Here is a 24,589-nt window from a genome sequence, read left to right as displayed (position 1 = left end):
TAGTTCAACCTGAATGATGAGCGAGGTGAACAGTCACCAGGATGAGAAGCGCGTCGCCGTGGTCACCGGAGCGGGCAGGGGAATCGGGCTGGCGACCGTACGGGCGCTGGTCGAGGAGGGGTACGCGGTCGTCGCCGGCAGCCGTACGATCACCGGCGCGCTCAAGGACACGACACCGGACGCGCTGGCGATCGACCTGGGCACCGGCGACGGCCCCGGCCACCTCGTGCGGCACGCGATCGACCGGCACGGCGGCATCGACCTCCTCGTCAACAACGTCGCGGGCACCTCCACACCGGCCGGGGGCTTCCTCGAACTCGACGACGCCGCCTGGCGTCACACGGTGGACCTGACGTTGATGTCGGCGGTGCGCGCCACCCGCGCCGCACTGCCGAGCCTCCTGGAGCGCCGCGGCGCGGTGATCAACATCGGCTCGGTCAACTCCCGGCTGCCGCAACCGCGCCTGGTCGCCCAGTCGGCGGTCAAGGCGGCGCTGTCCAACCTCGGCAAGGCGCTGGCCGAGGAGTTCGGCGGCCGTGGGCTGCGGGTGAACACGATCTCCCCCGGCCCGGTATGGACCGACGTGTGGACCTCCCCCGGCGGGCCTGGTGACGTGCTCGCCCAACGCGCGGGCATCGCGCGGGAGAACCTCGCCGATCAGCTTCCCGCGTTCGTCGGCATGTCGACCGGCAGGTTCACCGAGCCTGAGGAGGTCGCGGCGCTGGTGGTGTTCCTCGCGTCCGGCCTGGTCCCCAACATGAGCGGCTCGGAACTCGTGATCGACGGCGGGCTGCTCAAGACGCTCTGAGCGCCTCCCCGGTCTGCCGGTTGGGGAAGGCGCGCCGGTATTCGGTGGGCGCCACCCCGAGATGCGCGGCGAAATGGTGGCGGAGGTTGTTGGAGCTGCCCAGGCCGCTGCGTTCGCTGATCTGGTCGATGGGCAGGTCGGTGCTCTCCAGGAGTTGTTGCGCGCGGGCGAGCCGCTGGTGCAGCAGCCACTTCATCGGGCTCGTGCCGGTCGCCGCCCGCAGGTTGCGGTGGAAGCTGCGCACGCTCATCCCGGCGCGGGCGGCCAGGTCGTCCACGGTGAGCGGGCGGTCGAGGTGCTCCAGGGCCCAGTGCAGCACGGGTGCGATGCCGTCGTCGCCCACCTCGACGGCGCGTTCCACGAACTGGGCCTGACCGCCCGGCCGGTGCGCGGGGACCACGAGGCGGCGGGCGAGCTGGTTGGCCACCCGCGCGCCGAGGTCGCGGCGGACGATGTGCAGGCACAGGTCGAGCCCGCCGCTGAGGCCGGCGCTGGTGAGCACGTCGCCGTCATCGACGTACAGGACCGAGTCGTCCACCCGCACCCGCGGGAACCGTTCCGCCAGCTCCCGGGTGTGCTCCCAGTGGGCGGTGGCGGGGCGGCCGTCGAGGAGCCCGGCGGCGGCGAGCGCGAACACGCCGTTGCAGAGCGAGACCATGCGCGCCCCGGCCGCACCGGCCCTGCGCAGCGCGTCGAGCAGCTCTTCCGGCAGCTCGCGACCGCCGTTCGTGTACGACTCCGGCACCACCGGGACGATCACGGTGTCGGCCTTCTCCAGCTCCTCCAGCCCGTACGGCGCGTTCAGCCGGAATCCCGGCGCCGACGAGGACGTCCCCGGGCGCAGCCCGCACAGGCGCAGGTCGTACCAGGGGTTCGCGAGATCGGTGTGGGCCACGCCGAACACCGCCGTCGCGATGCCCAGCTCGTACATGTCCCACATCGCGATGGCGTCGTCGATCACGACCAGCGCCACGGAGCCGGCATTCATGCGCCCACTCTATGGCAGCAATTTGGTGGATATAGGCACTCCTGCCAGTGTCGGCCGGCGTCGCCCGCTGCCATCGTGGTGAACCGCCGCATCCGAAACAGACAGGAAGTACCAGAAATGACGCGAACCCCGGTCACGATCATCGGCCTGGGCCTGATGGGCCGCGCGCTGGCCGCCGCCTTCGTGCGGGCCGGCCACCCCACGACCATCTGGAACCGCACCCCGGGAAAGGCCCAGGACCTCGTCGAAGCCGGCGCGAGCCAGGCCCCGACCGTGGCTGACGCCGTCGCCGCCGCTCCTCTGGTGATCGTCTGCGTACGCGACTACGACGCCGTACGCGAACTCCTCGCCCCCGCCGAAGCGGCCCTCTCCGGCCGCGTACTGGTCAACCTCACCTCGGGCGCCTCCGACGAGGCCCGCGCGCTGGCCGGATGGGCGGCGGAGCGCGGCGCCGGCTACCTGGACGGGGCGATCATGATGACCCCTCCCGGCATCGGCGCGCCACAGACGGTCATCCTGTACGGCGGCTCGCCGTCGCTCTACGAGACCCACGAGCAGACCCTCACCGTCCTGGGCGGCGGCACCACGCTCATCAGCTCCGACGTCGCCCTGCCATCCCTGTACGACGTCGCGCTGCTCGGCCTCATGTGGTCGACGTTCAACGGCTTCATGCACGGCGCGGCGCTCGTGGGCACCGAGAAGATCGCGGCCACCGACTTCCTGCCGATGGCCACCGACTGGCTCAAGGGCGTGGCGTCGTTCCTGACGGCGTACGCGCACCAGATCGACGAGGGCTCCTTCGCCGCCGAGGACGCCACGCTGGAGACCCAGATCCCGCCGGTCCGCCACCTCATCCACGAGAGCCGGCTGCGCGGGATCGACGCGACCCTGGCCGAGTACACCGAGCGCCTCCTCACGGAGGCCGTCGCCGGCGGCCACGCCCTGGACAGCTACGCCCGCATCATCGACCACTTCAGGCCCACCCCCGCATGACCACCCCCTTCCTACTGCCCAGCGCCGCCTCTTGGGCCGCGCTCGTCATCGAGGCGGCCGACGAGACCACCGCGATCCTGGAGAAGGCCGCCGACCGGGACTGGTCCCGCAACGCCACGGGACTGGGCTGGACCTGCCGCGCCACCCTCGACCACCTCGCCCTGGGCGTCGTCGGCTACGCGGGCCTGCTCATCGCCCGCCCCACCGACCGCTACATCACCCTCTTCGCCTCGCTCGACCCGCAGGCTCCCATCGCCCACTGCCTGGAGGGTGTCAGGATCGCGTCGAGAATGCTGTCCTCCGCCGTACGCGAGGCCGACGGCGACGTACGCGCCTGGCACCCCTGGGGCCACTCCGACGGCCCGGGCTTCGCCGCCATGGCGATCGTCGAACTGCTGGTCCACGGCATGGACATCAGCCGCGGCCTCGACCTCGACTGGCGACCACCCGACCACCTGTGCGCCCCCGCCGTCCACCGCCTCTTCCCGCAAGCCCTCGACGGAGACGACGCGACCGAGGTCCTGCTGTGGTGCACCGGCCGCACCACCCTCCCCGGCCTCACCCGCCAAACACACTGGCAGTGGGACGGCACCGTCCGGGCGCGTTAGGCGGTCGTCACGGCGGCCGTCAGGGTCATGATCGCCTGTCTTGCCCGCTGTTCGCCGTACTCCTGTCTGAGGTGTCCTGCCGTCTCCGCGCTCACTGATGCGAGCAAAGCGTGGGAGAGGGGGCTCGGGTCCGCGTGGGGGTGGGATTCGGCCAGCAGGATCGACACGTGGCGGTGCCAGAAGCGGTACGCGCCGATGCGGTGGCGGGCGCCGGGGCTGGCTGTTTCCGACATTCTGACCAGGTCCAGGTGGGCGAAGAGGTAGGTCAGGTAGGCGTCCACGAACGCCGTGAGCCTGGCGGTGGCGGGTGCGCCGGGGCCGAGGGGCGGGGGGCCGGACAGGATGCGTTCCTGGAGGTCGTGTTCGCGGGCGTCCAGCAACGCCACCGCAAGTCCGGATTTATCCCCGAACCGGCGGAATAGCGTTCCTTTTCCGACTCCTGCATCCGCGGCTATCGCGTCCATCGAGACCGCATCCACGCCCTTGTCGGCGAACAGCCGCGCCGCGGCGGCCAGCACCTTCTCCCGGTTGCGGGCGGCGTCGGCCCGTTCCTTGGGCGGGTTGGGGCGCAGCAGTTCGAGCGGCTCCCTTGACGAACCGGACCGTGGTCCGTTAGTTTCCGAGCTATCCACAAAACGGACTGTAGTCCATTTCCACGAGGAGCGGCAATGACCACCATCACCCGAGACGAACTGCGCGCCACCCTGGGCAGCGTCGTCGTGCTCGACACGCTCGGCGGCCAGTACTACGCGCAGCAGCACCTGCCCGGCGCACTCTCGCTGGTCGAGAGCGAGGTCGCCGAGCGGGTCGGCACGCTGCTGCCCGACAAGGACGCCGCCGTCGTCACGTACTGCACCAACCCGTCCTGCAACAACAGCAAGGCCGTCGCCAATCGCCTGACCGCGCTCGGCTACACGAACGTGCGCCGATACGTCGAGGGCATCGAGGACTGGGTGGCGGCCGGCCTTCCCGTCGAGTCGTCCGGAGTGCGCGCTTAAACAGTTTGTTTAAAACAAGCTGTTGACAACGTGCTGCTTCTTGCGGCAGCTTGCTTGCATGACCTCAGGCACTGATCCCTTCACGCCGCCGCATCCGGAACAAGCGCGCGTACAACGCGTGTACGCGTCCTTGTTCCGGATCGCCGAACGGCACGCGGCCACCGACGAGCAGCGCGGCCGGCAGGTCCACCCATCGGCCATCGGCCCGCACGAGGCGGTCAGGCTCGTGACGTTCCTGCTCAGCGGCGCCGCGACGCTGGACGACGGCGAGCCGGAGGTGGACCACGCCGACATCACCGCGGCGCTGAGCCTCGTCCCGCTGGTTCGCGGCGAGATGGACGCGCTGGAGGCCGGGCTGCTGCGGATGGCGCGCGGACGCGGCATGACCTGGCAGGAGATCGCCTTCGGGCTCGGTTTGGGCACCGCGCAGGCCGCCAGGCAGCGCTCGGAACGCCTCGCCGAGCGCGCGGAAACCGACCCGGAGAGCCCGGAATAGCGCAACTTCCGACGGTCTGCCCTGCGGCAATCGTTATCCTGACGGGCATGAGCGGCGGGCATGCCCACTACGTCATCGTGGACGGCGCGGGCCACCGCGTCTGGTCGCGGCATCGGGGCGCCCTGAGCCTCTATCAGGACGTTCTCAAGGGCCCGGAACGCATGATCGCCTTCATTCACGAGCAGGAGGGCGGGCATCGCGACTTCTGGATGAACTCGGTCTGGTGGCAGGGCGTGGCACTGCTCGACCTGCGTGAACGCCATCTGCTCGTGCACACCGACCAGGAGATGGCCGAGTACGGCCGCCCGACCTCCGTGTTCGAGATCCGCGCGTGGTTGCGGCTCGTCGCCTCCGCGTGGCCCGGCTGGCGGGTGACGTGGGCGTCGCGAGGGCTGCACCAGGTCATGGAACACCTCGGGCTGCCGTACGACACCGTGCTCTACCTGGACGATCCCCCGCCGGAACTGCCCACCGGCTGGGCCCAGGCCCCCACGGAGGACAACGACCTGTCGCGGGTCGCGGAGGTCGTGATCGCCGTCCGCGACGCCGGCGGGGCCCTGTCCTTCTCCGGCTGGTGGGCCACCGGGCTGGACACCCCGCTGCTCGCCGGGCCAGACAGGCTCCTGTCCCCCAAGGACGAGGCCGTCCCGTTCGCCGCGCTGGACGCCGTTCCCTGGAGCGGCGTCTACCTGGACGCGCAGAACCGGACGCTGGACTACTGGTCGCTCGACTGCCCGCTGGACCTGCGGGAGCTGGCCGGGCGATGGAGCGGCTGGCGGCTGACCGGGCACGGGGACAGGTTCGAGGACGTGCTGCCGCTGATCGGGCCCGAGATCGTGCTCGACGCGGGCACCGAAGAGGCCGCGTACGAGAGGGTGGCCGGCTGGTTCGCCACCTGACCTGCTAGACCAGTATGGGTCTGACGGCACCCGGCACGGAGGTAGCAGCAGTGCGCATCGGCATCATCGGAGTGGGCGAGATCGCCAGGGCCATCGTGACGGGCCTGTGCGAGGGGAGTGACGAGGCGCCCGAGGTGCTGCTGTCGCCCCGGGGCGCCCGCACGGCCGCGGAGTTGTCCGAGCGCTACGAAAGTGTCCGGGTGTGCGCGGGCAACCAGGAGGTGGCGACCGGCTCCGAGGTGCTTCTCATCGCCGTACGCCCCCATGACCGGCACGAGGCGCTGACCGGCCTGAAGGTGCCGGGCGACAAGATCGTGATCAACGTGATGGCGGGGGTCGGCAACGACGAACTGCGCCACCTGCTCGCCACCGACGCGCCCCTCGTACGGGCCATCCCCCTGCCCGCCATCCGCGAACGCCGCTCCGTCACGGTGACCTATCCGTCCCATCCGGTGGTCGACCCGTTCTTCGAGCGTCTGGGCGGGGTGCTCCCGGTCGCCGACGAGGCCACCTACGCCGTCTTCTCCACGCTGACCGCCACCCTGAGCACCCACTACTGGTACCTCACCACCCTCACCTCCTGGGCCGCCGGGCACGGCATCGCCCCCGACGACGCGGACCGCTACGTACGCGACCTCTTTCAGGGCGTCGGCCGCTCCCTGAGCGCGGAGAACCGCTCGTTGCGGCAGCTCGCGGCCGATCACGAGACCCCGAAGGGCTCCAACGAACGCATCCGCACCACCTGGTTCGACGAGTCCAACTCCACGGCACTCCGCGAGGCCCTCGACGCCCTCCTCACCCGGCTGCGGGACTAGGGTGGCCCGTCGTGACTGACTCTGCCTCCCATCTCACCGTGACGGCGAACGCCTACGACTCCGTAGCCCCCCTCTACGCCGGCCTCTTCAAGGACGCGCTCGACGACCAGCCGCTGGACCGCGCGGCGCTGGAGGCGTTCGCCGAGCTCGTACGGACCGCCGGCGGCGGCCTCGTGGCCGAGCTCGGATGCGGCCCGGGACATATGACGGCGTACCTGCACAAGCTCGGGCTGGACGTCTTCGGTCTCGACCTGTCGCCGGCGATGATCGACATCGCCGGGGAGGCGTTCGCGGACCTGCGCTTCGAGGTCGGCTCGATGGATGCCCTGGACCTGGCCGACGGCGCCTTGACCGGCATCATGTCCTGGTACTCCCTCATCCACACGCCCCCGGAGGAGCTGCCTGCCTACCTCGGTGAGTTCGGCCGGGTGCTGGCCCCGGGCGGGCACCTCCTGCTCGGCTTCTTCGAGTCGGACGGCGGGCCGGTGACGCCCTTCGACCACAAGGTGACGACGGCCTACCGGTGGCCGATCGACGACCTGGCCGCGCTGGCCCGTGACGCCGGGTTCGCCGAGATCGGCCGGATCTCACGCGAGGCGAACGGCAACGAGCGCCCATTCCGGCAGGGCCGCCTGCTGATGCGCCGGGGGTAGCCGTGGCCACCGCCAGGTGATCACTGCTTGACGGGCGCGGTCACCGCCAGGCGATCATGGTGCGTGACTCGCGCCCTCTCGACCCCGCCCACCATCGCCGCCGGCACCCTCGCCGGTACCCGTCAGCCCGTGCTTACCGCCGCCGGGGGCCTGCTGCTGCGTCCCTGGGAATCGGCCGACGCACTGGCGTTCCTCTCGGCGTACCAGGATGAGGAGATCAGGCGCTGGCACACGCGCCGCCCTTCGACCGAGGCCCAGGTGCTGGAGTGGTTCGACACCTATCGCCAGAACTGGGCACGGGAGAAGGGCGGCTCGTGGGCGATCACCCGCGACGCCGGCGAGGTGCTCGGCCGGATCGCACTGGGCGGCCTGGACTTCGACGACGGCATCGCCGGAGCCGGATACTGGGTGCTCCCGGCCGCCCGCGGCGAAGGCGTGGCCACCCGCGCCCTCACCGCGCTGACCGTCTGGGCGCTGCACGAGATCGGTTTCTACCGGCTCAAGCTTGACCATTCAACGCGTAACGCGGCCTCCTGCCGGGTCGCCGCGAAGTCCGGTTACCTCCTGGAAGGCACGATGCGCAGCGCCGCCGTGCACGACGACGGCCGGCACGACATGCATCTGCACGCCCGCGTCCGCGCGTGAGGTCTCAGTACAGGTTGCGGGACGCGCGACCCAGCACGGCGTCGAACACGGCGGCCCCGACCTTCAGGCCGGCCTGGCTGCGCGCGATCTTCCCCGCGCTCGGCACCTGTCCCCGCTCCGGCCAGCTGTCCGTGTCCCACAACGAGGATCGGAAGAAGGCCCGGCTGCAGTGCAGGTACAGCTCCTCGACGGTGACCTCCACGGCCAGCTGGGGCGCGACGCCCTTCATGGCCATCCGCTCCAGGTAAGGGGCCTCGGCCACGATCCGGGCGCTGCCGTTGACCCGCAACGTCTCGCCCATCCCCGGCACGAGGAACAACATGCCGACCCGCGGGCGCTGGAGGATGTTCTCGAAGCTGTCCAGGCGGCGGTTGCCCTTCCTGTCGGGGAAGGCCAGCGTGCGCTCGTCGAGCACCAGGACGTTCCCCGGCGGGTCGCCGCGTGGTGAGACGTCGCAGGTCCCGTCCTGCGCCGAGGTCGCCAGCAGGAAGAACGGGCTCAACTCGATGAAGCGCCCAGACTCGGCGTCGATGTGGTCGATGGCCTTGTCCGCGATGACGCGCGGCGGCGGCTTCACGTATTCGCGCAGCTCCGCAACCGTGCCGATCACCTTCGTCATGCTTGTCTCCTGCCAATCGTCGCCTGGGCGGCCGCGAGCCGCACGCGTACACCATCGAGGAAGAGCTCCAGGCCGTAGGCGAAACGTTCGTCCGGGTCGGCCTTGATCACGCCGTCCATCGCGCGGCTCAGCTCCGTGTCGGGCAGCGCCGCCCCGCGCTGCTCCCAGTCGCCGGCGGCGCGCTGGGCCTGCTCCTCGATCGTGTGGCCGAGCACGTAGTACAGGACCGAGAAGAGCACCCAGCCGGCCCGGTCGAGCGGGAAACCCGCGTCGGTGAGGATGCGCGCGGTCTGCTCGCCGCCGCGCACGTGGTTCGGCTCCACCACGTACGTGCCGGCCACCACGCGGGCGCCGTCACGGCGGGCGAGCAGGGCGCGGCGCAGGCGGTGGGCGACCTCCGCCAGTTGCGCGTCCCAGGGGCCGGGGTCGAGCGGGGTCGCGGTGATCTCGCCGACGATCCGGTCGGCCATGGCGCCGAGCAGCGCTTCCTTGTTCTTGAAGTGCCAGTAGATGCCACCGGCCTGTACGCCGAGCAGGGCGCCAAGCTTGCGCATGGTCAACCCGTCGAGGCCGTCGGTGTCGAGCAGGGTCAGGGCCCCGGTCACGACGTCGGCACGCTTCAACTGCATGCGTGGAGTCTCGCACGCAACCTGAACAACGTTCAAGCTTGAACATCGTTCAGGTGAGCAAGGTCACAGTGCCGGCCCCTCCGCCAGCCGGTCGATCCTGGCGGTGATCGCCGCGCGCATGTCCGCGTCGTAGTTCGAGGTGTCGCTCGCGTCGGCCAGCCACAACCCGTCCGCCGCCAGCCTGGCCACCGCCCTGTCAACCGCGCTGACATCGGGCGGAGCCTCCTCAAGCCATCGGCGCAACAGTCCCCGCCAGGGCTCCAGCAGGCTCTCCTCATGCACGGAGTCGATCAGGATCGCCAGATCGGCCCTGCTCGTGGTCAGCCCGGTGATCACCCGGGTGTAGGCCCGCACCCGCTCGGCCGCGGTCGCCTCGTCGAAAGGCTTGCCGAGCTCGGTCAGCATCGCCTGCTCCCAGCCCGCGATCAGGTGTTCCACCACGGCGAGCATCAACTGCTCCTTGCTCGCGAAGTGGTAGACGAGGCCGCCCTTGCTCACGCCGGCCTCCTGGGCGGCGGCGTCGAGGGTGAGGCCACCGATGCCACGGCGCCCGGCCACGCGCAGCGCGGCCTCCAGAATCGCTGTTCTCGAACTCGGCCTCATGCTCGTAAATGTACCGACTGGTCGGTGTAGTTACAACCGGCCGATCGCCGGCGGTCGCTCACGCCCTTGGTTTGCCGCCGGGCCGACGGGTAGACGCCAGCACCAGAAGAGGCGGCGGAGAGGGATGAAGGCACATGCGCCGATTGCTGGCGATCGTCAACTCATCGGCAGGAAGCGCCGGCGACGAGGTCGTGTCCCAGGTCCTCGCTGTACTGACCGAGCACGCCGACACGGTGGAGGCCCGCATCGACGACCCCGCCGACCTGCCGGCCGCGCTGGCCGAACACCCGGAGCGAGACCCCGTCGCCCTGGGCGGCGACGGCACGCTGCACACCCTCATCGCGGCCCTCGCGAAACAGGGCGAACTGGAAAAGCGCACCGTCGGACTGATCCCGCTGGGCACCGGAAACGACCTGGCCCGCGGACTGGGCGTACCGCTGGACCCGGTTGAGGCGGCGCGGGCGGCGGCCCTGGGCGAGCCCCGGCCGCTCGACCTGCTCCGCGACGAGATCGGCGACATCGTGATCAACGCCGTGCACCTCGGCGTGGGCGTCGAGGCTGCCAAAGCCGCCAAGCCCCTCAAACCGGTGCTGCACCGGCTCGCCTACGCGGCAGGCAGCGTGATCGCGGGTGTTCGCATGCGAGGGCTTCCGCTCATCGTGCGGGTGGACGACCGCACCATCGCCGACGGACGGCGCGGGGTGCTGATGGTCGGCATCGGCAACGGCACCTCCATCGGCGGCGGCACCCCGCTCACCCCCGACGCCCGCCCCGCCGACGGTCTCGCCGACGTGATCGTCTCCTTCGCCACCAGCCCACTCCAGCGGCTGCTCTACGGCGTGCTGCTGCGGCTGGGACGGCACACCGGCAGACCGGAAGTGACCACCGTACGCGGCAGACGCATCCGGATCTCCGGCCCTCCCACGCACGTGAACGCCGACGGCGAACTCACCGGCCCCATCACCGCACGGACCTGGACTGTCGAGGCCGGGGCCTGGCGGCTGACCCTCCCCGTGGGGTCGCGGTCACCTATTCGGGTTTGAGCTCGGCCAGCAGGTCCTGGGAGTAGGCGATGCGGCCGGTGAGCTCGGCGGCGGGTCGGTGGCACAGCGCCAGTGCCGCGTCGGCCATGATCGCGGGAGGCTCGGCGTTGGGGTCGTCGTCGCTGGTCAGGCGGTGGTAGAGGGTTCCGGGAGTGGGGACGACCCGGTTCGGCGACAAGGCGTTCACGGCTACGTTGTCGGCGTAGAGTTCGGCGGCCAGGCCGGTGGTGAAGCGTTCGAGTGCGGCCTTGCACATGCCGTACACAGTGGCGCCAAGGCCGGCGAAGGGGCCGGGCGGGAACGTGGGATGGCGGGCGGCGATGGAGGAGATGTTGAGCACCCAGCCCCGGCGGCGCTCCCGCATCCCGGGCACCACCAGCTGGGCGAGCTGGAAGGGCGCGTTGACCTGCACCTCGAACATCAGGTCGTAACGGCGTTCCGCGAAGTCCACCACCGGCGTGAAGTAGGTGACCGCCGCGTTGTTGACCAGGATGTCGACCTGGCCGTACCGCTCTTCGGCCGCCCGGATGAGCGCCCGCCTGTCCTTCTCGCGCGACAGGTCCGTGGCGTGCGCGAAGGCGGTGCCGCCCGCCTTCTCGATCTGCGCGACGGTGTCAGCGATCGTCCCCTCGAAGCGGCTCTGGGATGCCTCGACGGTACGTGCGGCGGCAACGACCTTCGCGCCCTCTGCGCCCAGCCGTACGGCTATCGCGGCGCCGATCCCCCTGCTCGCTCCGGTGACGACTGCGACCTTGCCTTCCAGTACGCCCATGGCCGTCCTCTCCTGGGAGGGATTTCTCCTCTGTGGCGATACTAGAACTTTGTTTCAGAAACTGGCCAGCCGCTCACCCGTGTTTGGTGGTGGTCAGGGGCCGGTGACTGTGGCGAGGCGGAGTTTCTGACCACGCACTATGCCAAAGCGCTGCCCGGCATCCGGGTGAACGCCGCCGATCCCGGCTACACGGCGACCGACCTCAACGACCACAACGGCCCCCAGACCGTCACCAAAGGGACGGACGCGGTCGGGTGGTTGTGGTGCCTGGGGTGTGCGGCGGGTGAGGTTGTGGTGCTGCGGGTACGGGGCGGGTGAGGTTCTGCGTGGGCTGGCGCGAGGCTGGCTTGAGGTTGGCGGCGGGCGATGAGTTTTGTCGGTGCCGCCGGTCACTCTGTACATGACGACAACTTCTTGCGAGACCCGCAGCCGGGACGCCGGCGGCCATGACCACGCCAGTTCCGACAACCCAGATCGAGGAGCCGTGTCCATTTCACAGCTCGATCCACCCATCAAGGCCGCGCCCGCCGCCGCCTCCGGCCGCACCCCGCCCGTGATCCGGCTGCTGGTGCTCGCCACGTTCGTGGTCATTCTCAACGAGACGATCATGATCAACGCTATCCCTCGGCTGATGAGCGCGATGCAGATCACCGAGCAGACCGCGCAGTGGCTCTCGACCGCCTTCATGCTGACCATGGCCGCGGTCATCCCGATCACCGGTTGGTTCCTGCAGCGGGTGTCCACCCGCCGTGCGTACACCGCCGCCATGGGCCTGTTCCTCCTCGGCACGGCGCTGGCCGCCGTCGCGCCGACGTTCGAGGTGCTGCTCGGCGCCCGCATCGTCCAGGCGAGCGGGACGGCGGTGATGATGCCGCTGCTGATGACCACGCTGATGCAGGTGGTGCCCGAGTCGGACCGCGGCCGGGTGATGGGCAACGTCACGCTGGCCATCTCGGTCGCCCCCGCGATGGGTCCGGCGGTCTCGGGCGTGATCCTCCACTTCGGGTCCTGGCGGTTGTTGTTCGCCGTGGTGCTGCCCATCGCCGGCCTGATCACCTGGCGTGGGTTGCGGCAGCTCAAGAACGTGGGAGAGCCCAAGGTCAGCACCATCGACTGGTTGAGCGTGGTGACCGCCGCCACGGGTTTCGGCGGTCTGGTGTACGGGCTCAGCCGGTTCGAGGGTGGCGACGTGACCACGGCCGCCGCCATCGTGGGGGCCGGTCTGGTCGCCATCGCCGTCTTCGTCGTCCGGCAGTTGCGGTTGCAACGACGCGGCGTGCCGCTGCTGGACCTACGCACCCTGCGCCACCGCACCTACACCGTCGCGCTGGTCCTGATGTCGGTGGCCTTCATGGCGATGCTCGGCTCGATGATCCTGCTGCCGCTCTACCTGCAGAACGTGCGCGAGCTCAGCCCGCTGGAGACCGGTCTGCTCGTCATGCCGGGCGGCCTGGCGATGGGGCTGCTCGGTCCGACCGTCGGCCGCCTGTTCGACCAGTACGGCGGCCGGGTCCTGGTCATCCCGGGCGCGATCGGCATCACGCTCGCGCTGACCGGCTTCACCCAGGTCACGATGACCACGCCGTTCTGGCAACTGCTCGGAATGCACGCGCTGCTGATGGTGGGCCTGGCGGCGACCTTCACCCCGGTGTTCACCCTCGGGCTCGGGGCGGTTCCGCCTTCGCTCTACTCCCACGCCAGCTCGATCCTGAGCACGCTGCAGCAGGTCGCCGCGGCCATCGGCACCGCGCTGGTGATCACTGTGATGAGCGCGCGTGCCGACACCCTTCGGGCCGCGGAGGTCGGTGAGGTGCTCGCCAACCTGGAGGGCATGCGGCTGGCCTTCGTGATCGGCGCCGCGCTGTCGGTGGTCGTGGTCATCACGGCCCTGCTGCTCCCGGCGCGGGCGAACAACACCGGCGAGTTCCACGGCCCCGCCCATTGACCGAACCGGACCGCCCCGGACGATCCGGCAACTAGCCAACGGGGGCAGTTGCCGGATCCGCCCCGTCACCCACCCACCAGCAGTGACGTACATCAGATGGGCTCAGCGCAGGCCGTTCCATGACCAGCGGGGAATCTCCAGGCCCTCGGGGACGTCGTCGGCGGAGTCAGGGTAGCGGGCCATCGTCGTCGTGGTGGCCCAGGCGAAGTAGTCGTGCAGCACCTGACGGAGCCGGGCCGTTTCGGCTGTGGATCCGTGGGACCGAAGTGGCTCGTCTGTGCTGCCCAGCCCCACGTCCTCCAGGGCCTGGTCGAAACAGGCGATCGCGCGGCGGTCCATCTCCTCGTGCGGGCCGTTGCCGCTGTGGATCCGTACGACCGAGGTCTCGTCTCCGTACTGCTCGGAGTAGGTGGCCGGGCCGCCGAGGGCTTCGCCCCAGTATGCGGCCAGCCGTTCGCTGTGCTGTGGGTGGAAGCCCTGGCTGAAGGCGTGGCCGACCACGTCGTCGGCCATCACCCTGGCGTGCCAGGCCCTGGCCAGGCGGAGCATGCCGGCGCTGCCGCCCGCGGCCTCGTACACGCTGCGCATGCTACGAGAATGCCAGAGCAGCCCGAACACCCCAAGCGCGCCCGCTCAGGCTGGTTGGACGCCCACAAGTTCGCCCGCACCGGCGGGTCGGGTGGCCAGAGTTCGCCGGTTGAGGTGGAGCGGGTTGGTCAGGAGGAGCTGTTCAGGGCGGTGGTGACGTCCGTGAGGACGGTTTTGGCTGCTACGGGGCCGCCCGAGCTGTTCCAGGCGGAGCCCTCGATGACGATCACGTGCTTGTCCTGCTCGGCCTTCAGCTTGCTGAAGTTGGGCACCTTCTTGGCCTCTTCGTAGGCGGTCTGGCTGGCCGCCTTGTCGCCCAGGGCGCCGAAGAAGATCCAGTCACCGTCGATCGTGTCGAGCTTCTCCAGGCTGATCGGCTCGCTGTGGCCGCTGCTCGCGCCCTGCTGGCCCGTGGGACGGGTCAGGCCGAGCGCCGACAGGGTGGAGCCGACGTGGCCGACGCCCTTGCCGACGACCGAGGGGGCGCCGTTCTGCCAGCGGATGACGCTGGTCACCGCACCGGCGTTGTCGCCGAGGCCCGACTTGGCCGTGGCCACGTCGGCGTCGAAGTCGGCGAGCCACTTCTCGGCGTCCGGCTTCTTGCCGAGCGCGTCCGCGGTCGCGGTGAACGCCTTGCGCCAGTCCTCGTTCAGCTTGGCGGTCATCACCGTCGGGGCGATGGCCTCCAGCTTGTCCGTCACGCGCTTGGCGCCGACTGTCTCGTCGAGGAGGATGAGGTCCGGCGCCAGCGCGGCGATCTTCTCCAGATCCGGTTCGGCGACCGTGGCCACGACCTCGGCGTCGCCGGACTGGGCGGCGAGATACGTGGACACGCCGTTCTGCCCTCTACCTGCGGTGACGGCGATGGGCTTGACGCCGAGCGCCAGGGCCGCGTCGAGCGTCGGCTCGCTCAGCGCGACCACCTTCGCGGGGGTCACGGGCACCTGTACGGCCTTGCCGCCGGCGTCGGTGACGGTCCGCGTGGCCGCTGCGGCGCTCTCCTCCTGGCCGCCCCCGCAGGCGGTGAGCGCGAGTACGCCGGTCAGCAGGACGGCGGCCAGCCTGGTCGGGCGGATGCTGGATGGTGAGGACATGGATGTGGCTCCTAGGTAACGGGGTGTGTCGAGGTCAGTGAGCGAGCAGAGCGGCCGGGCCGTGAGAGGTCGGTGGCCGAGCAAGGCGGCCGGCAGTGAGAGGTCAGTGAGCGAGCAGGGTGGCTGGGCCGTGAAAGGTCAGTCAGCGAGCAGGGTGATCAGGCCGTCGGCGAGGGCGCCTCGCCACCATGCGTAGTCGTGGCCGCCGTTGTGCTCGACGAGGGTGGCCGGGTGGCCGTTCGAGCGGAGCACGTCGTGCAGCGCGCGGGCGTAGTCAACCATGGCTCCCTCGTGCAGGCCCACGTCGAGGCGCAGTTCCAGAGGGCGCGGCGGGACGGTTTCCGCATAGCGTGCGACGAGCCACGGCACGCCGTCCTCCGCCAACTCCGGCACTCGCGCCGGCAGCCCCGGCCGCCACCACAGGGACGGCGACTGGGCCAGCACCCTGCCGAACCGATCCGGCCTCGTGTGGCCGGCGTGCAGGGCGGTCAGGCCGCCGAGGCTCTGGCCTGCGATGACGGTACGGGCCGGGTCGGCGGACAGCGGCCACCGATCGGCCGCCCAGGTCAGCAGTTCGTCGGCGAGGAAGGTGACGTAGTCGTCGTTCGCGCTGAGCTCCCGCCAGCGGGTGGCGTTGTCCACACTGTCCGGCGCCAGGACGGCAAGGGGCGGCAGGGCGCCGTCGGCGATCAGCGCGTCAAGGGTGTCGTGCAGGCCGAGACTGCCAAACCACATGTCACCGTCGCAAACGACCACCACGGGCAAGTCAGGCCGCTGTCCTTCTGGGGGGAGGTATGTCCAGACGTCGCGCTCTGCGCCCAGGATGCCGGTCGGGAGGCGGTGGCGTTCCAGGTGGCCTCGGGGGATCTCCGGGCGGCGGGCGGCCCAGGGCTGGGGGGTCGCGTGGGGCAGGGCGAAGAGTGAGGAGTCGGAACCGTTCCAGCGGGTGGGCAGGCGGTGCGGGTTGAGCGGGTCGGCGACGGCGGACGCGGCCAGCACCCGCAGTCCCTCCTGGTCGGAGAGGAGGACATCCGCCGAAGGACCGGCCGCGATCTTGTACGAGCCGCGATGATCGGCCCGCAACCGAAAGGTCAGATGCCAGACATCCGTACCGGGCAGGTGACGCAGCAGTGCCCCGGCCAGGTTCCGCCGGTCGGTGAGCCGGTTGGCCATCAGCAACACCTGACCCGCCGCCGATCCCCCACGCCACAGAAAGGTGACGGCGCGGTGTTCGTCCGCACCGTCGATCGCCTCGACCACCGGAGCACCGCGCCGCTCCACCTCCGCCCAGAACCGCTCGACAACCGCTTCCCGATCGGCGACGGAAGCCTGTGCCAGGTCGGCGGCCAGGCGTTCGACGCACGGCCCGGCCATGATGCGAGGAGCGGGATCCCCATTTAGTACTGTCACAAAAGCCACCTTCCGACCCGGCCGAGTTAGCTTAGCCTAAGCTAACTTCCATGCCTCGTAGCTCCCGTACCGGCACCGGTACCGACACAGCCCGGCCGCTGTGAGCGCGACCGCCATCGCCGCGCCACGCAAACCCGCCTCAAGGCGCACGGCCGGACTGCTGCTCGGCCTCGTGCTGCTGGTCCTGGTGGTGCTCGCGAGCCTGGCGGTCGGCGCCAAGCAGATCTCGCTGGACCACGTGTGGAGCGGGCTCTTCGATCCCGCCGGCACGAAGGACGACGCGATCATCCGCGAGCTGCGCCTGCCCCGCACCCTGATCGGCGCCGCCTCGGGAGCGGCGCTGGGCATCGCGGGTGGCGTGATGCAGACCCTCCTGCGCAACCCGCTGGCCGATCCGGGCCTGCTCGGCGTGAACGCCGGCGCCTCGGCCGCCGTCGTCACCGCCATCAGCGTGCTGGGCATCGGCTCGTTCCACGGGTACCTGTGGTTCGCGCTGGGCGGCGCGGCGGCCGCGACGGTCCTGGTCATCGCCCTGGGCGGCAGCAGGGCGGCGACCCCCGTACGGCTCGCGCTCGCCGGCACCGCCGCCAACGCCGCGCTCTTCGGCTACGTCAACGGGCTGCAACTGTTCGACCTCGAAGCGCTGGACGCCATGCGGCACTGGTCGGTCGGCACCATCGCCAACCGCGACCCGGCCCTGCTGACCGCCGTGCTGCCGCTGCTGGTCGCGGGCGGGCTGCTGTCGTTCGCGCTGTCCAGGTCGCTGGGCGCGCTCGCGATGGGCGACGACTCCGCGCGGGCGCTGGGCGCCGTGCCCGCACGTACCCGCGCGTTGTCGATCGTGGCGATCACGCTGCTCTGCGGCGGTGCGACCGCGGTGTGCGGCCCGATCGGGTTCGTCGGGCTCATGATCCCGCACGCCGTACGCGCGTTCTGCGGCCCCGATCCGCGCTGGCTGCTGCCCTACTGCGCCCTGTACGCGCCCGTCCTCGTCCTGGGCTGCGACGTCATCGGCCGGGTCGTGATGAGCCCGGCCGAGGTGGAGGTGGGCATCGTCACCGCCCTGTTCGGCGGCCTGATCTTCATCTATCTGGTCCGGCAGCGGAAGGTGGCCCGGCTGTGACGGTGTCGCACGGCGCGCGGCGCCCGCGCGGTCATGTCCGGTGGCGCGGCTGGTCGTGGCGGGTGGACCGCAGGGCCGTGCTGGTGTGCCTGGTGCTCGCCGTGCTCACCGCCGCCGTCGCCATCCTGTCCATCGGCACGGGACGCTACGCCCTCAGCCCGCTGGAGGTGGTACGCACCCTCGCCGGCGACGGGCCCCGCGGAGCCGCGTTCATCGTCCTGGACCTGCGACTGCCGCGAGCGCTCGACGCGATACTGGTCGGGTTCGGCATGGGCGTGGCGGGCGCGATCTTCCAGTCCCTGTCACGCAACCCGCTGGGCAGCCCGGACATCACGGGCTTCGGCAACGGCGCCTCGGCCGGCGCCCTGGTCGCGATCATCCTGCTCAACGCCGGGCCCCTGCAGACGGCGCTCGGAGCCGTGTGCGGCGGGGTGGCGACCGCGGTGGCGGTGTACCTGCTGGCGTGGCAGCGCGGAGTGCAGGGCTACCGGCTGATCCTGGTCGGCATCGGTGCCTCCGCGGTGCTGGGGTCCGCCACCAGCCTGCTGTTCCTGCGGGCCGAGCTGGGCAAGGCCGCCCAGGCGGCCACCTGGATGATCGGCTCGCTCAACGGGCGGGGATGGAACGACGTCTGGATCGCGGGCGTGGGCCTGGTGGTGCTCCTGCCCCTGGCGCTGGCCGCCAACCGGCGGCTCACCCTGCTGGAGATGGGCGACGAGCTCGCGGCCGGCCTCGGCATCCGGGTACAGCGCAACCGCCTGGGCCTGCTCCTGGTCGGCACCGGGATCACGGCGATGACGGTGGCCGCGGCCGGGCCCATCCCGTTCGTCGCCCTGGCCGCCCCGCAACTGGCCAGGCGCCTGACCAGGACACCGGGCCCGAACGTGCTCCCGGCCGCCTTCGTCGGATCGCTCCTGGTGAGCGGCGCCGACCTGGCCACCCAGCGGCTGCTCGGCTCGGCCATCATGCCGGTCGGCGTGCTCACCGGCGTGCTGGGCGGCGTGTACCTCGGCTGGTTGCTCCTCCGGGAGCGGCGCTCGGGGAGGCTGTGAGCCATCGCGCAGGAAGGCAATGAGCCGTCGCACAGGGAGGCTATGAGCCGTCGCGCAGGGAGGCAATAAGCCGTTTCGGCGGTGTTTGCAGCCTTATTGCGAATGTCCTGCAACCCGCCTCAGGCAAGATCGGTGGCGGAGGAGATCATGTACTTCAGGATTCTCGGACCGCTGAGCGTGACCCACGACGGGAACGAGCTCCATCTCGGTGGCAGCCTCCAGCGCGTCGTGATGGCCATGCTGCTGCTCGACGCCGGCCGGGCCGTACCGATGAGCAGGCTGATCGAGGCCGCCTGGGGCGAGTTCCCGCCGGAGACCGCGCGCAACCAGATCCAGATCAGGGTCTCCCAGCTGCGCCGCGCGCTGGGCGACACCGCGCAGCCGTACGAACTGCTCCGCACCGCGCCACCCGGATACCTGATCAGCGCCGGCGCGGGGCGGCTCGACCTGGCCGACTTCGAGGCGCTGACCGCCCGCGCCCGGCGTGAGGAGCCGGGGCGGGCGGCGCGGACCCTGCGTCAGGCGCTGGCGCTCTGGCGCGGGCCCGCGCTCTCCGACGTCGGCAGCGATCTCGTGCGGACGATCGCGCACGGCCTGCAGGAGCGCCGCCTGCTCGCCCACGAACAGTGCGTCGAGCTCGAACTCGCCGCGGGACGCCGCGAGCAACTGGTCGCCGAGCTGCGCGCGCTCGTACGGGACAACCCGCTGCGCGAGCGGCTGCACGGCCTTCTCATGCTCGCGCTCTACCGCTCGGGGCGGCAGGCGGACGCGCTCGAAGTCTTCCGCGCCTACCGCACGATGTTGTTCGACACGCTCGGCCTGGCGCCGGGCGAGCAGTTGCGCCGGCTGGAGCTGGCCATACTCAACCAGGAGGCCCAGCTTGACGGCCCGGCGGTGGCGCGCCCGATGCCGGTGCCCAGGCAGTTGCCGCCGATGATCTCCCGCCTGGCGGAACGCACGGCCGAGCTGCGGCACATCTGCTCACTGCTCGGGGACGCCGGGGATAGCTGCGAACTGCCCATCGTCGCCGTCGTCGGCGAAGGCAAGAGCGAGCTGGCCCTGCAGGCGGCGCACCGGCTGGCTCCCGCGTACCCGGACGGGCACCTCTACGTCGATCTGCGCGGCGGCGACCTGCGGCCCGCCGACGTCCTGAGCCGGTTCCTGCGCGCTCTGGACGTCTCCGCGGTGCCGCGCCGGACGGAGGAACGAGCCGCCCTGTTCCGCAGTACGGTCGCCGGCCGGCGCGTCCTCCTGCTGCTCGACAACGCGGGCTCCGGCGAGCAGATCTGGCCGCTGCTCCCGGGCGGCGCGCCCTGCGGCGTGCTGATCACCAGCCGGCATCACACGGCCGGGCTGCCCGACCGCAACGTCGTACGCCTGCCGCAACACGCTCGCCCGCGCAGATCCTCACCGGGTCTCATCCCCAGTCGTGCTCGGGCGGCTCCGGGGTCGGGCTCGGATCGCCCGGAGTCAAGCTCGTGTCGCACGGAACCGGTACGACGGGATCGCACTTGACCGGTTCGCGCGCGGCGGAGGCGGCACCGACGGCCCCCACCACCATCGCCACGACGAATCCGACAGTGAGCAGTACCTTGCGCATGATTACCCCGAAATCGTGAGTCTTGCTGGTTTCTCCCCGAAGGCGGACCGCGCTCCGTCCGGCGGTCCGCTGATAGCAGACCCTAGGCAAAGCCGCTTTTGATCCGCTTTCGGAACCACGCACGTGGGGTCAGCGCGGCCAGGGCCGCCCGCTGAGTCGTTCGACGTCGGTGTTGAACTGCCGCAGGTCGGCGACGAAGCGTTCCAGGCGCTCCGAGGGCCAGTCGGCCAGCACCTTGGCGATGCCGGTCGCGAGCCTGCCGCGCTCCGCGGTCAGCCGTTCCGTGCCCTTCTTGGTGATGCGGAACTTGCGGGCGATCCCGCCGCTGGGGTCGAGGGTGCGTTCGACCAGGCCGTCCTTGAGGAGGGCGGCGGTCTGGCGGTTGAAGGTGGAGGCGGCGAGCCCGAAGGCGTCCACGAAGTCGGCGATCGACATGGGACCCTGCGTCTCAAGCCGGGTGAGCAACACGTAGGCGCTGCGTTCCAGGCGGTCGTCGCTGGGCTGCGGCGTGGTCAGCTCGCGCTGCCGCGTGAGGATCAGCAGTTCGCGCTCGACGTGCGCGCCCGCCTGTTCGGCATCCATCCGCGCCGCCTCCCGATCGTGCCTGGTGTTCACCTGAACGATACGTCAATGTGCATGCTGCTCAATGTAGGCATCATGCAACTTTTGTGCATCATGCATACGATGTGTAGGGTGCAAATCATGACGGCTTCCGCGTCCCAGGGACGCTCAGGGGCGATCGTGGCCACGCTGGCCGGGGCCGGGATCGTGGCGTCGGTGATGGGAACCCTGCTGGTCCCGCTCATCGGTGAGCTGCCGCGACTGCTGGACACCAGCTCCGCGAACGCGTCCTGGGTCATCACGATGACCCTGCTCACCGGCGCGGTGGCCACTCCCGTCGTCGGGCGGCTCGGCGACCTGCACGGCAAGCGGCGCCTGCTGCTGTTCTGCGTGGGGCTGCTGGTGGCGGGCTCGCTGATCTGCGCGTTGTCCGACTCCCTGGCGCCCATGCTGATCGGGCGCGGGCTGCAGGGCATCGGCATGGCCATCGTCCCGCTCGGCATCAGCACCATGCGCGACGTCGTACCGCCCGAGCGGCTGGGCGCGTCGGTGGCGTTGATGAGCTCGTCGCTGGGCATTGGCGGCGCCCTGGGGCTGCCGGTGGCGGCGGCCATCGCCGAGAACGCCGACTGGCACGTGCTGTTCTGGGCCTCGGCCGTCATCGCCGCCCTGATCGGGATCGCGATCGCGGTGTTCCTGCCGCACGTGCCGCCCGCCACGCGGGGGCGTTTCGACGTACCCGGCGCGATCGGGCTGGCCGCCGGGCTGGTCTGCCTGCTGCTGGCCGTCTCCAAGGGCGGCGACTGGGGCTGGGGCAGCGCGACCACGCTCGGGCTGTTCGCCGCCGCGGCCGTGGCGCTCCTGTTGTGGGGCTGGTTCGAGCTGCGTACCCGCGACCCGCTGGTGGACCTGCGCACCACCGCCCGCCGCCAGGTCCTGCTGACCAACCTCACCTCTGTGGTGGTCGGCTTCTCCATGTACGCGCAGTCGCTGGCCGCGCCCCAGCTCCTGCAACTGCCGCAGTCCCTGGGGTACGGCCTGGGCCAGTCGATGCTGGCCGCCGGCCTGTGGATGGCCCCGGCGGGGCTGATGATGATGGTCGTCTCGCCGATCAGCGCCCGGGTGTCGGGCCGCCACGGACCCCGTACCTCACTGCTGGCCGGCACCCTGATCATCGCGGCCGGCTACGCGCTGGCGCTGCCGCTGATGGGCACCGCGGTCGGCATCCTCGTCTTCAGCTGCGTGATCAGCGTCGGGGTGGCCTTCGCGTACGGCGCGATGCCCGCCCTCATCATGGGCGCCGTGCCGCGCTCGGAGACCGCCGCCGCCAACGGCTTCAACTCGCTGATGCGCTCGATCGGCATCACCGTCTCCAGCGCCATCATCGGCGTCGTCCTCGCCCAGCTGACCCAGAGCGCCGGCGGCGTCCCGGTGCCGACCGAGGCCGGCTTCCAGGTCGTCTTCGTGCTCGGCGGGGCGGTCGCGCTGGTGGCGGCCCTGGTGACGCTGGCCATCCCCCGCCGTACGACCTCGATCCCGGCCCTGACCATCACGGAAACCGAGCCCGCAACCAAGCGACTCATGACCGAAGGAGACCCCGTATGAGCCAGAACGAGGAAGTCCTGTCCTACCCGCTGCCCTACGACACCGCCCTGTCGGCGCCCGCCGAGTGGGAGCGGCTGCGTGCCAAGTGCCCGGTGGCCACCGTCGAGTTGCCCAGCGGCGACCACGCCAAGCTGCTCACCCGCCACGAGCACGTCAAGGGCCTGCTGTCCGACCCCCGCTTCGCCCGCCCCGGCGCCGGTGACAACGCCGCCCGGGTCTCGCCCGAGGGTACGGGCGGCGCCGCCGCCAACGGCGACATGGCGCTGGCCGTCCCCGCCACGGGCGAGGGGCACCAGCACTGGCGGCGCCTGGTCGGCAAGTACTTCACCGCCAAGCGCATGGCCGCCCTGCGCCCCGGCATGGTCGAGATCGCCGAGCGGCTCATCGACGACATGGTGGCGAGCGGCGCGCCCGCCGACCTCAAGGCCGCTCTCGGCTTCCCGCTGCCGGTGTACGTGATCTGCGACATGCTCGGCGTGCCCGCCGACGACCACCACCGCTTCTCCCGCTGGTCGGACATGTTCCTCAGCACCTCCAGGTACTCCCGCGAGGAGACCGCCCAGGGACTGACCGAGTTCACGCAGTACATGTCCGGACATGTCGCCGCCAAGCGCGCCACCCCGACCGACGACCTGATCGGCATGCTGATCGGGGAGAGCGAGCAGGAGGGCCAGGGCCTGACCGACGCCCAGCTGGTCAGCACCGCGATGGGCCTGCTGGTCGCCGGGCACGAGACCACCGCCAACATGATCGGCAAGATGATGGCCATGTTGCTGGTGGACCGCACCCGGTATGAGCGGCTGCTGGCCGAGCCCCGGCTGGTGCGTACCGCCGTGGAGGAGTCGCTGCGCTTCGACGCCAACAACGGCTTCGGCCTGCGCCGCTATCTCACCGACGACATCGAGGTCGAAGGGGAGACGCTGCCCGCCGGCACCACCGTCCTGTGCAGCATGTCCGCCGGCAACCGCGACGAGAACGTGTTCGCCGGCGCCGACGACATGGACCTCGGCCGCAGCCCCAACCCGCACCTGACCTTCGGCGCCGGCCCGCACTCCTGCCTGGGCCAGTCCCTGGCCCGCACCGAACTGCAGGTCGTGCTGGAGACGCTGCTGCGCAGGCTGCCCACCCTGGAGCTGGCCGTGCCCGAGCAGGACCTGCGCCGCGTCGAGGGGCTGCTGGTGGGCGGGCTTCGGGAAGTGCCGGTGCGCTGGTAGTACGGGCGGTGCGCCCTGTCCCCGTACATCGCGGGGGCGGGCGCACTTCGCCGTTTACCGCTGGCAGCGGCCGAAGTCGACGACGTACGTGCCGCCGCCGCTGCCACCTGCCGGGTTCGCGCTGCCCACCGCCGCGCCGACGCCGTCGTCGGTCAGGGTCGGGCTGAGGACGATCTGGCGGTGGCCGTACGTGCTGACGTTCACCCACCAGTTGACGGCGGCTCTGGGCGTGCCCCCGCCGCCCCAGCCGGTGTAGGTGGTCTCCGCGTACGCCCAGGACACGGGGTTCGGGCAGTAACCGGCGGCGGTGATGCGGCTGTGCGGTGTCGAGCCGGTCCGCGGGTTGTTGTGCGAGTTGGCGCCCGGCGTCCACCACCTGATGCTCGCGGCCGCGGCGGCGTGCGAGATCGCCGCGCTCTCCAGCGACGCGGTACGCGTCAGCGGGCGGAGCCCGACCTTGGCGCGCTCGGCGTCGATGAGGCAGTAGACCGCTGTGCGGATCATGGCGAGGTTGGCGCTGGTGGGTGCCGCGTCGTAATAGGCCGCCGCGGCACTGCAGGAGGCGGCGGCGCTCGACGCGTTCGCCACGGCGCTCGACGCGTTCGCCACGGCGCTCGACGCGTTCGCCACGGCGCTCGACGCGTTCGCCGCGGTGCTCACGGCCGGGACGCCTATGGCGATCGTCCCGGCGACAGCGGCGACTTCGAGAGAACGGATGGTGCGATTCACGATGGGACTCCTTGAGCGAGAACGTTCATGTCTCGTCTTCTGGTGTCCTTCAGTGATAAGGCGGGACTCCGCCGGAGGCATGAGTACCCTCTACTCAAA

At 70.8% G+C, this 24,589-nt stretch carries 28 protein-coding genes; 17 read left to right on the top strand and 11 right to left on the bottom strand.

Features of this window, described 5'->3' with window-relative positions; translation table 11 throughout:
- The first annotated feature begins 25 nt into the window (after positions 1-25).
- Positions 26-808 (top strand): SDR family oxidoreductase, encoded by a 783-nt coding sequence (locus tag AB0I81_RS15260; RefSeq protein WP_360656110.1) that lies wholly within the window; start codon positions 26-28, stop codon positions 806-808.
- On the opposite strand, the gene AB0I81_RS15255 is transcribed toward AB0I81_RS15260, so the two are convergent.
- Positions 795-1,796 carry a helix-turn-helix domain-containing protein gene (locus tag AB0I81_RS15255; protein WP_360656108.1) on the bottom strand — a complete coding sequence of 334 codons (1,002 nt, stop codon included), beginning with the start codon at positions 1,794-1,796 and terminating at the stop codon, positions 795-797. The two genes, AB0I81_RS15260 and AB0I81_RS15255, sit on opposite strands and share 14 nt — an antisense overlap.
- 117 nt (positions 1,797-1,913) lie before the next feature.
- Here AB0I81_RS15255 and AB0I81_RS15250 point away from each other — a divergent pair, with 117 nt between their 5' ends.
- Complete coding sequence (locus tag AB0I81_RS15250) at positions 1,914-2,789, top strand: NAD(P)-binding domain-containing protein (protein ID WP_360656105.1); 876 nt, start codon at positions 1,914-1,916, stop codon at positions 2,787-2,789.
- Positions 2,786-3,397, top strand: a complete 612-nt coding sequence (locus AB0I81_RS15245) for a maleylpyruvate isomerase N-terminal domain-containing protein (protein ID WP_360656102.1) — start codon at positions 2,786-2,788, stop codon at positions 3,395-3,397. Before AB0I81_RS15250 ends, AB0I81_RS15245 begins: the two co-directional genes overlap by 4 nt.
- Here AB0I81_RS15245 and AB0I81_RS15240 read toward each other — a convergent pair.
- The gene (locus AB0I81_RS15240; protein WP_360656099.1) at positions 3,394-4,029 is read right to left on the bottom strand and encodes a helix-turn-helix domain-containing protein; all 636 of its coding nucleotides are present in this window, start codon (positions 4,027-4,029) and stop codon (positions 3,394-3,396) included. The two genes, AB0I81_RS15245 and AB0I81_RS15240, sit on opposite strands and share 4 nt — an antisense overlap.
- A gap of 36 nt (positions 4,030-4,065) precedes the next feature.
- On the opposite strand from AB0I81_RS15240, the gene AB0I81_RS15235 reads away from it, so the two are divergent.
- The 6 genes from AB0I81_RS15235 to AB0I81_RS15210 all read left to right on the top strand — a co-directional run bounded on the left by AB0I81_RS15235 (position 4,066) and on the right by AB0I81_RS15210 (position 7,903).
- Positions 4,066-4,395 (top strand): rhodanese-like domain-containing protein, encoded by a 330-nt coding sequence (locus AB0I81_RS15235; RefSeq protein ID WP_360656096.1) that lies wholly within the window; start codon positions 4,066-4,068, stop codon positions 4,393-4,395.
- Positions 4,396-4,453: 58 nt separating this feature from the next.
- Positions 4,454-4,891, top strand: a complete 438-nt coding sequence (locus AB0I81_RS15230) for a DNA-binding protein (protein WP_360656093.1) — start codon at positions 4,454-4,456, stop codon at positions 4,889-4,891.
- Positions 4,892-4,938: 47 nt separating this feature from the next.
- On the top strand, positions 4,939-5,790 hold the full coding sequence (locus AB0I81_RS15225; protein ID WP_360656090.1) for a hypothetical protein: 852 nt from the start codon (positions 4,939-4,941) through the stop codon (positions 5,788-5,790).
- Positions 5,791-5,840: 50 nt separating this feature from the next.
- The gene (locus AB0I81_RS15220) at positions 5,841-6,605 is read left to right on the top strand and encodes an NAD(P)-binding domain-containing protein (RefSeq protein WP_360656087.1); all 765 of its coding nucleotides are present in this window, start codon (positions 5,841-5,843) and stop codon (positions 6,603-6,605) included.
- Positions 6,606-6,616: 11 nt separating this feature from the next.
- Positions 6,617-7,258: a class I SAM-dependent methyltransferase gene (locus AB0I81_RS15215; RefSeq protein WP_360656084.1), complete on the top strand. Its 642-nt coding sequence runs from the start codon at positions 6,617-6,619 to the stop codon at positions 7,256-7,258.
- 63 nt (positions 7,259-7,321) lie between these two features.
- Positions 7,322-7,903 (top strand): GNAT family N-acetyltransferase, encoded by a 582-nt coding sequence (locus AB0I81_RS15210; RefSeq protein ID WP_360656081.1) that lies wholly within the window; start codon positions 7,322-7,324, stop codon positions 7,901-7,903.
- Positions 7,904-7,907: 4 nt separating this feature from the next.
- Here the strand turns inward: AB0I81_RS15210 and AB0I81_RS15205 are convergent, their stop codons facing one another.
- From AB0I81_RS15205 to AB0I81_RS15195, 3 genes are all read right to left on the bottom strand, one after another.
- Entirely contained in the window at positions 7,908-8,522 is a 615-nt protein-coding gene (locus tag AB0I81_RS15205) for an MSMEG_1061 family FMN-dependent PPOX-type flavoprotein (protein ID WP_360656078.1), read from the bottom strand.
- Positions 8,519-9,151: a TetR/AcrR family transcriptional regulator C-terminal domain-containing protein gene (locus tag AB0I81_RS15200; protein ID WP_360656075.1), complete on the bottom strand. Its 633-nt coding sequence runs from the start codon at positions 9,149-9,151 to the stop codon at positions 8,519-8,521. The genes AB0I81_RS15205 and AB0I81_RS15200 overlap by 4 nt, the downstream gene beginning before the upstream one ends.
- 63 nt (positions 9,152-9,214) lie before the next feature.
- Positions 9,215-9,754 (bottom strand): TetR/AcrR family transcriptional regulator, encoded by a 540-nt coding sequence (locus AB0I81_RS15195; RefSeq protein ID WP_360656072.1) that lies wholly within the window; start codon positions 9,752-9,754, stop codon positions 9,215-9,217.
- A gap of 134 nt (positions 9,755-9,888) precedes the next feature.
- Here AB0I81_RS15195 and AB0I81_RS15190 point away from each other — a divergent pair, with 134 nt between their 5' ends.
- Positions 9,889-10,797: a diacylglycerol kinase family protein gene (locus AB0I81_RS15190; RefSeq protein WP_360656069.1), complete on the top strand. Its 909-nt coding sequence runs from the start codon at positions 9,889-9,891 to the stop codon at positions 10,795-10,797.
- On the opposite strand, the gene AB0I81_RS15185 is transcribed toward AB0I81_RS15190, so the two are convergent.
- Positions 10,784-11,569, bottom strand: a complete 786-nt coding sequence (locus AB0I81_RS15185; RefSeq protein WP_360656066.1) for an SDR family NAD(P)-dependent oxidoreductase — start codon at positions 11,567-11,569, stop codon at positions 10,784-10,786. The two genes, AB0I81_RS15190 and AB0I81_RS15185, sit on opposite strands and share 14 nt — an antisense overlap.
- Positions 11,570-11,734: 165 nt before the next feature.
- Between AB0I81_RS15185 and AB0I81_RS15180 the strand changes: the two genes are divergently transcribed.
- Positions 11,735-11,887 (top strand): hypothetical protein, encoded by a 153-nt coding sequence (locus AB0I81_RS15180; RefSeq protein ID WP_360656063.1) that lies wholly within the window; start codon positions 11,735-11,737, stop codon positions 11,885-11,887.
- 166 nt (positions 11,888-12,053) lie between these two features.
- Complete coding sequence (locus tag AB0I81_RS15175) at positions 12,054-13,514, top strand: MDR family MFS transporter (RefSeq protein WP_360656060.1); 1,461 nt, start codon at positions 12,054-12,056, stop codon at positions 13,512-13,514.
- Between the two features lie 102 nt (positions 13,515-13,616).
- On the opposite strand, the gene AB0I81_RS15170 is transcribed toward AB0I81_RS15175, so the two are convergent.
- The 3 genes from AB0I81_RS15170 to fes form a co-directional block, all read right to left on the bottom strand.
- Entirely contained in the window at positions 13,617-14,102 is a 486-nt protein-coding gene (locus tag AB0I81_RS15170) for a group II truncated hemoglobin (protein ID WP_360656057.1), read from the bottom strand.
- 128 nt (positions 14,103-14,230) lie between these two features.
- On the bottom strand, positions 14,231-15,196 hold the full coding sequence (locus AB0I81_RS15165; RefSeq protein WP_360656054.1) for an ABC transporter substrate-binding protein: 966 nt from the start codon (positions 15,194-15,196) through the stop codon (positions 14,231-14,233).
- Between the two features lie 138 nt (positions 15,197-15,334).
- A complete protein-coding gene (gene fes, locus AB0I81_RS15160; protein ID WP_360656051.1) occupies positions 15,335-16,606 on the bottom strand; it encodes an enterochelin esterase in 1,272 nt (423 codons plus the stop codon).
- A 100-nt stretch (positions 16,607-16,706) separates the two neighbouring features.
- Here fes and AB0I81_RS15155 point away from each other — a divergent pair, with 100 nt between their 5' ends.
- The 3 genes from AB0I81_RS15155 (at position 16,707) to AB0I81_RS15145 (ending at position 20,296) form a co-directional block, all read left to right on the top strand.
- A complete protein-coding gene (locus AB0I81_RS15155; protein WP_360656047.1) occupies positions 16,707-17,729 on the top strand; it encodes an iron chelate uptake ABC transporter family permease subunit in 1,023 nt (340 codons plus the stop codon).
- Positions 17,726-18,781: an iron chelate uptake ABC transporter family permease subunit gene (locus tag AB0I81_RS15150; RefSeq protein ID WP_360656044.1), complete on the top strand. Its 1,056-nt coding sequence runs from the start codon at positions 17,726-17,728 to the stop codon at positions 18,779-18,781. The genes AB0I81_RS15155 and AB0I81_RS15150 overlap by 4 nt, the downstream gene beginning before the upstream one ends.
- Positions 18,782-18,928: 147 nt before the next feature.
- Positions 18,929-20,296 (top strand): AfsR/SARP family transcriptional regulator, encoded by a 1,368-nt coding sequence (locus AB0I81_RS15145; protein ID WP_360656041.1) that lies wholly within the window; start codon positions 18,929-18,931, stop codon positions 20,294-20,296.
- A gap of 214 nt (positions 20,297-20,510) precedes the next feature.
- Here AB0I81_RS15145 and AB0I81_RS15140 read toward each other — a convergent pair whose 3' ends face one another.
- Positions 20,511-20,996, bottom strand: coding sequence for a MarR family transcriptional regulator (locus AB0I81_RS15140; protein WP_360656038.1), 486 nt, complete (start codon positions 20,994-20,996; stop codon positions 20,511-20,513).
- Positions 20,997-21,083: 87 nt separating this feature from the next.
- Between AB0I81_RS15140 and AB0I81_RS15135 the strand changes: the two genes are divergently transcribed.
- Together AB0I81_RS15135 and AB0I81_RS15130 are read left to right on the top strand one after the other, a co-directional pair.
- Positions 21,084-22,547: an MFS transporter gene (locus tag AB0I81_RS15135; RefSeq protein ID WP_360656035.1), complete on the top strand. Its 1,464-nt coding sequence runs from the start codon at positions 21,084-21,086 to the stop codon at positions 22,545-22,547.
- Positions 22,544-23,761: a cytochrome P450 gene (locus tag AB0I81_RS15130; RefSeq protein ID WP_360656032.1), complete on the top strand. Its 1,218-nt coding sequence runs from the start codon at positions 22,544-22,546 to the stop codon at positions 23,759-23,761. The genes AB0I81_RS15135 and AB0I81_RS15130 overlap by 4 nt, the downstream gene beginning before the upstream one ends.
- A 54-nt stretch (positions 23,762-23,815) precedes the next feature.
- Here the strand turns inward: AB0I81_RS15130 and AB0I81_RS15125 are convergent, their stop codons facing one another.
- Entirely contained in the window at positions 23,816-24,490 is a 675-nt protein-coding gene (locus AB0I81_RS15125; RefSeq protein WP_360656029.1) for a CAP domain-containing protein, read from the bottom strand.
- Positions 24,491-24,589 lie beyond the last annotated feature (99 nt).

The sequence above is a fragment of the Nonomuraea sp. NPDC050404 genome, assembly GCF_040655495.1.
Taxonomy (GTDB): domain Bacteria; phylum Actinomycetota; class Actinomycetes; order Streptosporangiales; family Streptosporangiaceae; genus Nonomuraea.
Note: the sequence above shows the minus strand (reverse complement) of the source record. Positions and strands in the feature narration are given on the sequence as shown.

Coding starts and splice junctions, on each gene's coding strand:
- AB0I81_RS15190 (WP_360656069.1), top strand. CDS start 9,889: ATGCGCCGATTGCTGGCGATCGTCAACTCATCGGCAGGAAGCGCCGGC.
- AB0I81_RS15165 (WP_360656054.1), bottom strand. CDS start 15,196: ATGTCCTCACCATCCAGCATCCGCCCGACCAGGCTGGCCGCCGTCCTG.
- AB0I81_RS15245 (WP_360656102.1), top strand. CDS start 2,786: ATGACCACCCCCTTCCTACTGCCCAGCGCCGCCTCTTGGGCCGCGCTC.
- AB0I81_RS15195 (WP_360656072.1), bottom strand. CDS start 9,754: ATGAGGCCGAGTTCGAGAACAGCGATTCTGGAGGCCGCGCTGCGCGTG.
- AB0I81_RS15170 (WP_360656057.1), bottom strand. CDS start 14,102: ATGCGCAGCGTGTACGAGGCCGCGGGCGGCAGCGCCGGCATGCTCCGC.
- AB0I81_RS15200 (WP_360656075.1), bottom strand. CDS start 9,151: ATGCAGTTGAAGCGTGCCGACGTCGTGACCGGGGCCCTGACCCTGCTC.
- AB0I81_RS15145 (WP_360656041.1), top strand. CDS start 18,929: ATGTACTTCAGGATTCTCGGACCGCTGAGCGTGACCCACGACGGGAAC.
- AB0I81_RS15185 (WP_360656066.1), bottom strand. CDS start 11,569: ATGGGCGTACTGGAAGGCAAGGTCGCAGTCGTCACCGGAGCGAGCAGG.
- AB0I81_RS15135 (WP_360656035.1), top strand. CDS start 21,084: ATGACGGCTTCCGCGTCCCAGGGACGCTCAGGGGCGATCGTGGCCACG.
- AB0I81_RS15250 (WP_360656105.1), top strand. CDS start 1,914: ATGACGCGAACCCCGGTCACGATCATCGGCCTGGGCCTGATGGGCCGC.
- AB0I81_RS15225 (WP_360656090.1), top strand. CDS start 4,939: ATGAGCGGCGGGCATGCCCACTACGTCATCGTGGACGGCGCGGGCCAC.
- AB0I81_RS15205 (WP_360656078.1), bottom strand. CDS start 8,522: ATGACGAAGGTGATCGGCACGGTTGCGGAGCTGCGCGAATACGTGAAG.
- AB0I81_RS15255 (WP_360656108.1), bottom strand. CDS start 1,796: ATGAATGCCGGCTCCGTGGCGCTGGTCGTGATCGACGACGCCATCGCG.
- AB0I81_RS15230 (WP_360656093.1), top strand. CDS start 4,454: ATGACCTCAGGCACTGATCCCTTCACGCCGCCGCATCCGGAACAAGCG.
- AB0I81_RS15130 (WP_360656032.1), top strand. CDS start 22,544: ATGAGCCAGAACGAGGAAGTCCTGTCCTACCCGCTGCCCTACGACACC.
- AB0I81_RS15235 (WP_360656096.1), top strand. CDS start 4,066: ATGACCACCATCACCCGAGACGAACTGCGCGCCACCCTGGGCAGCGTC.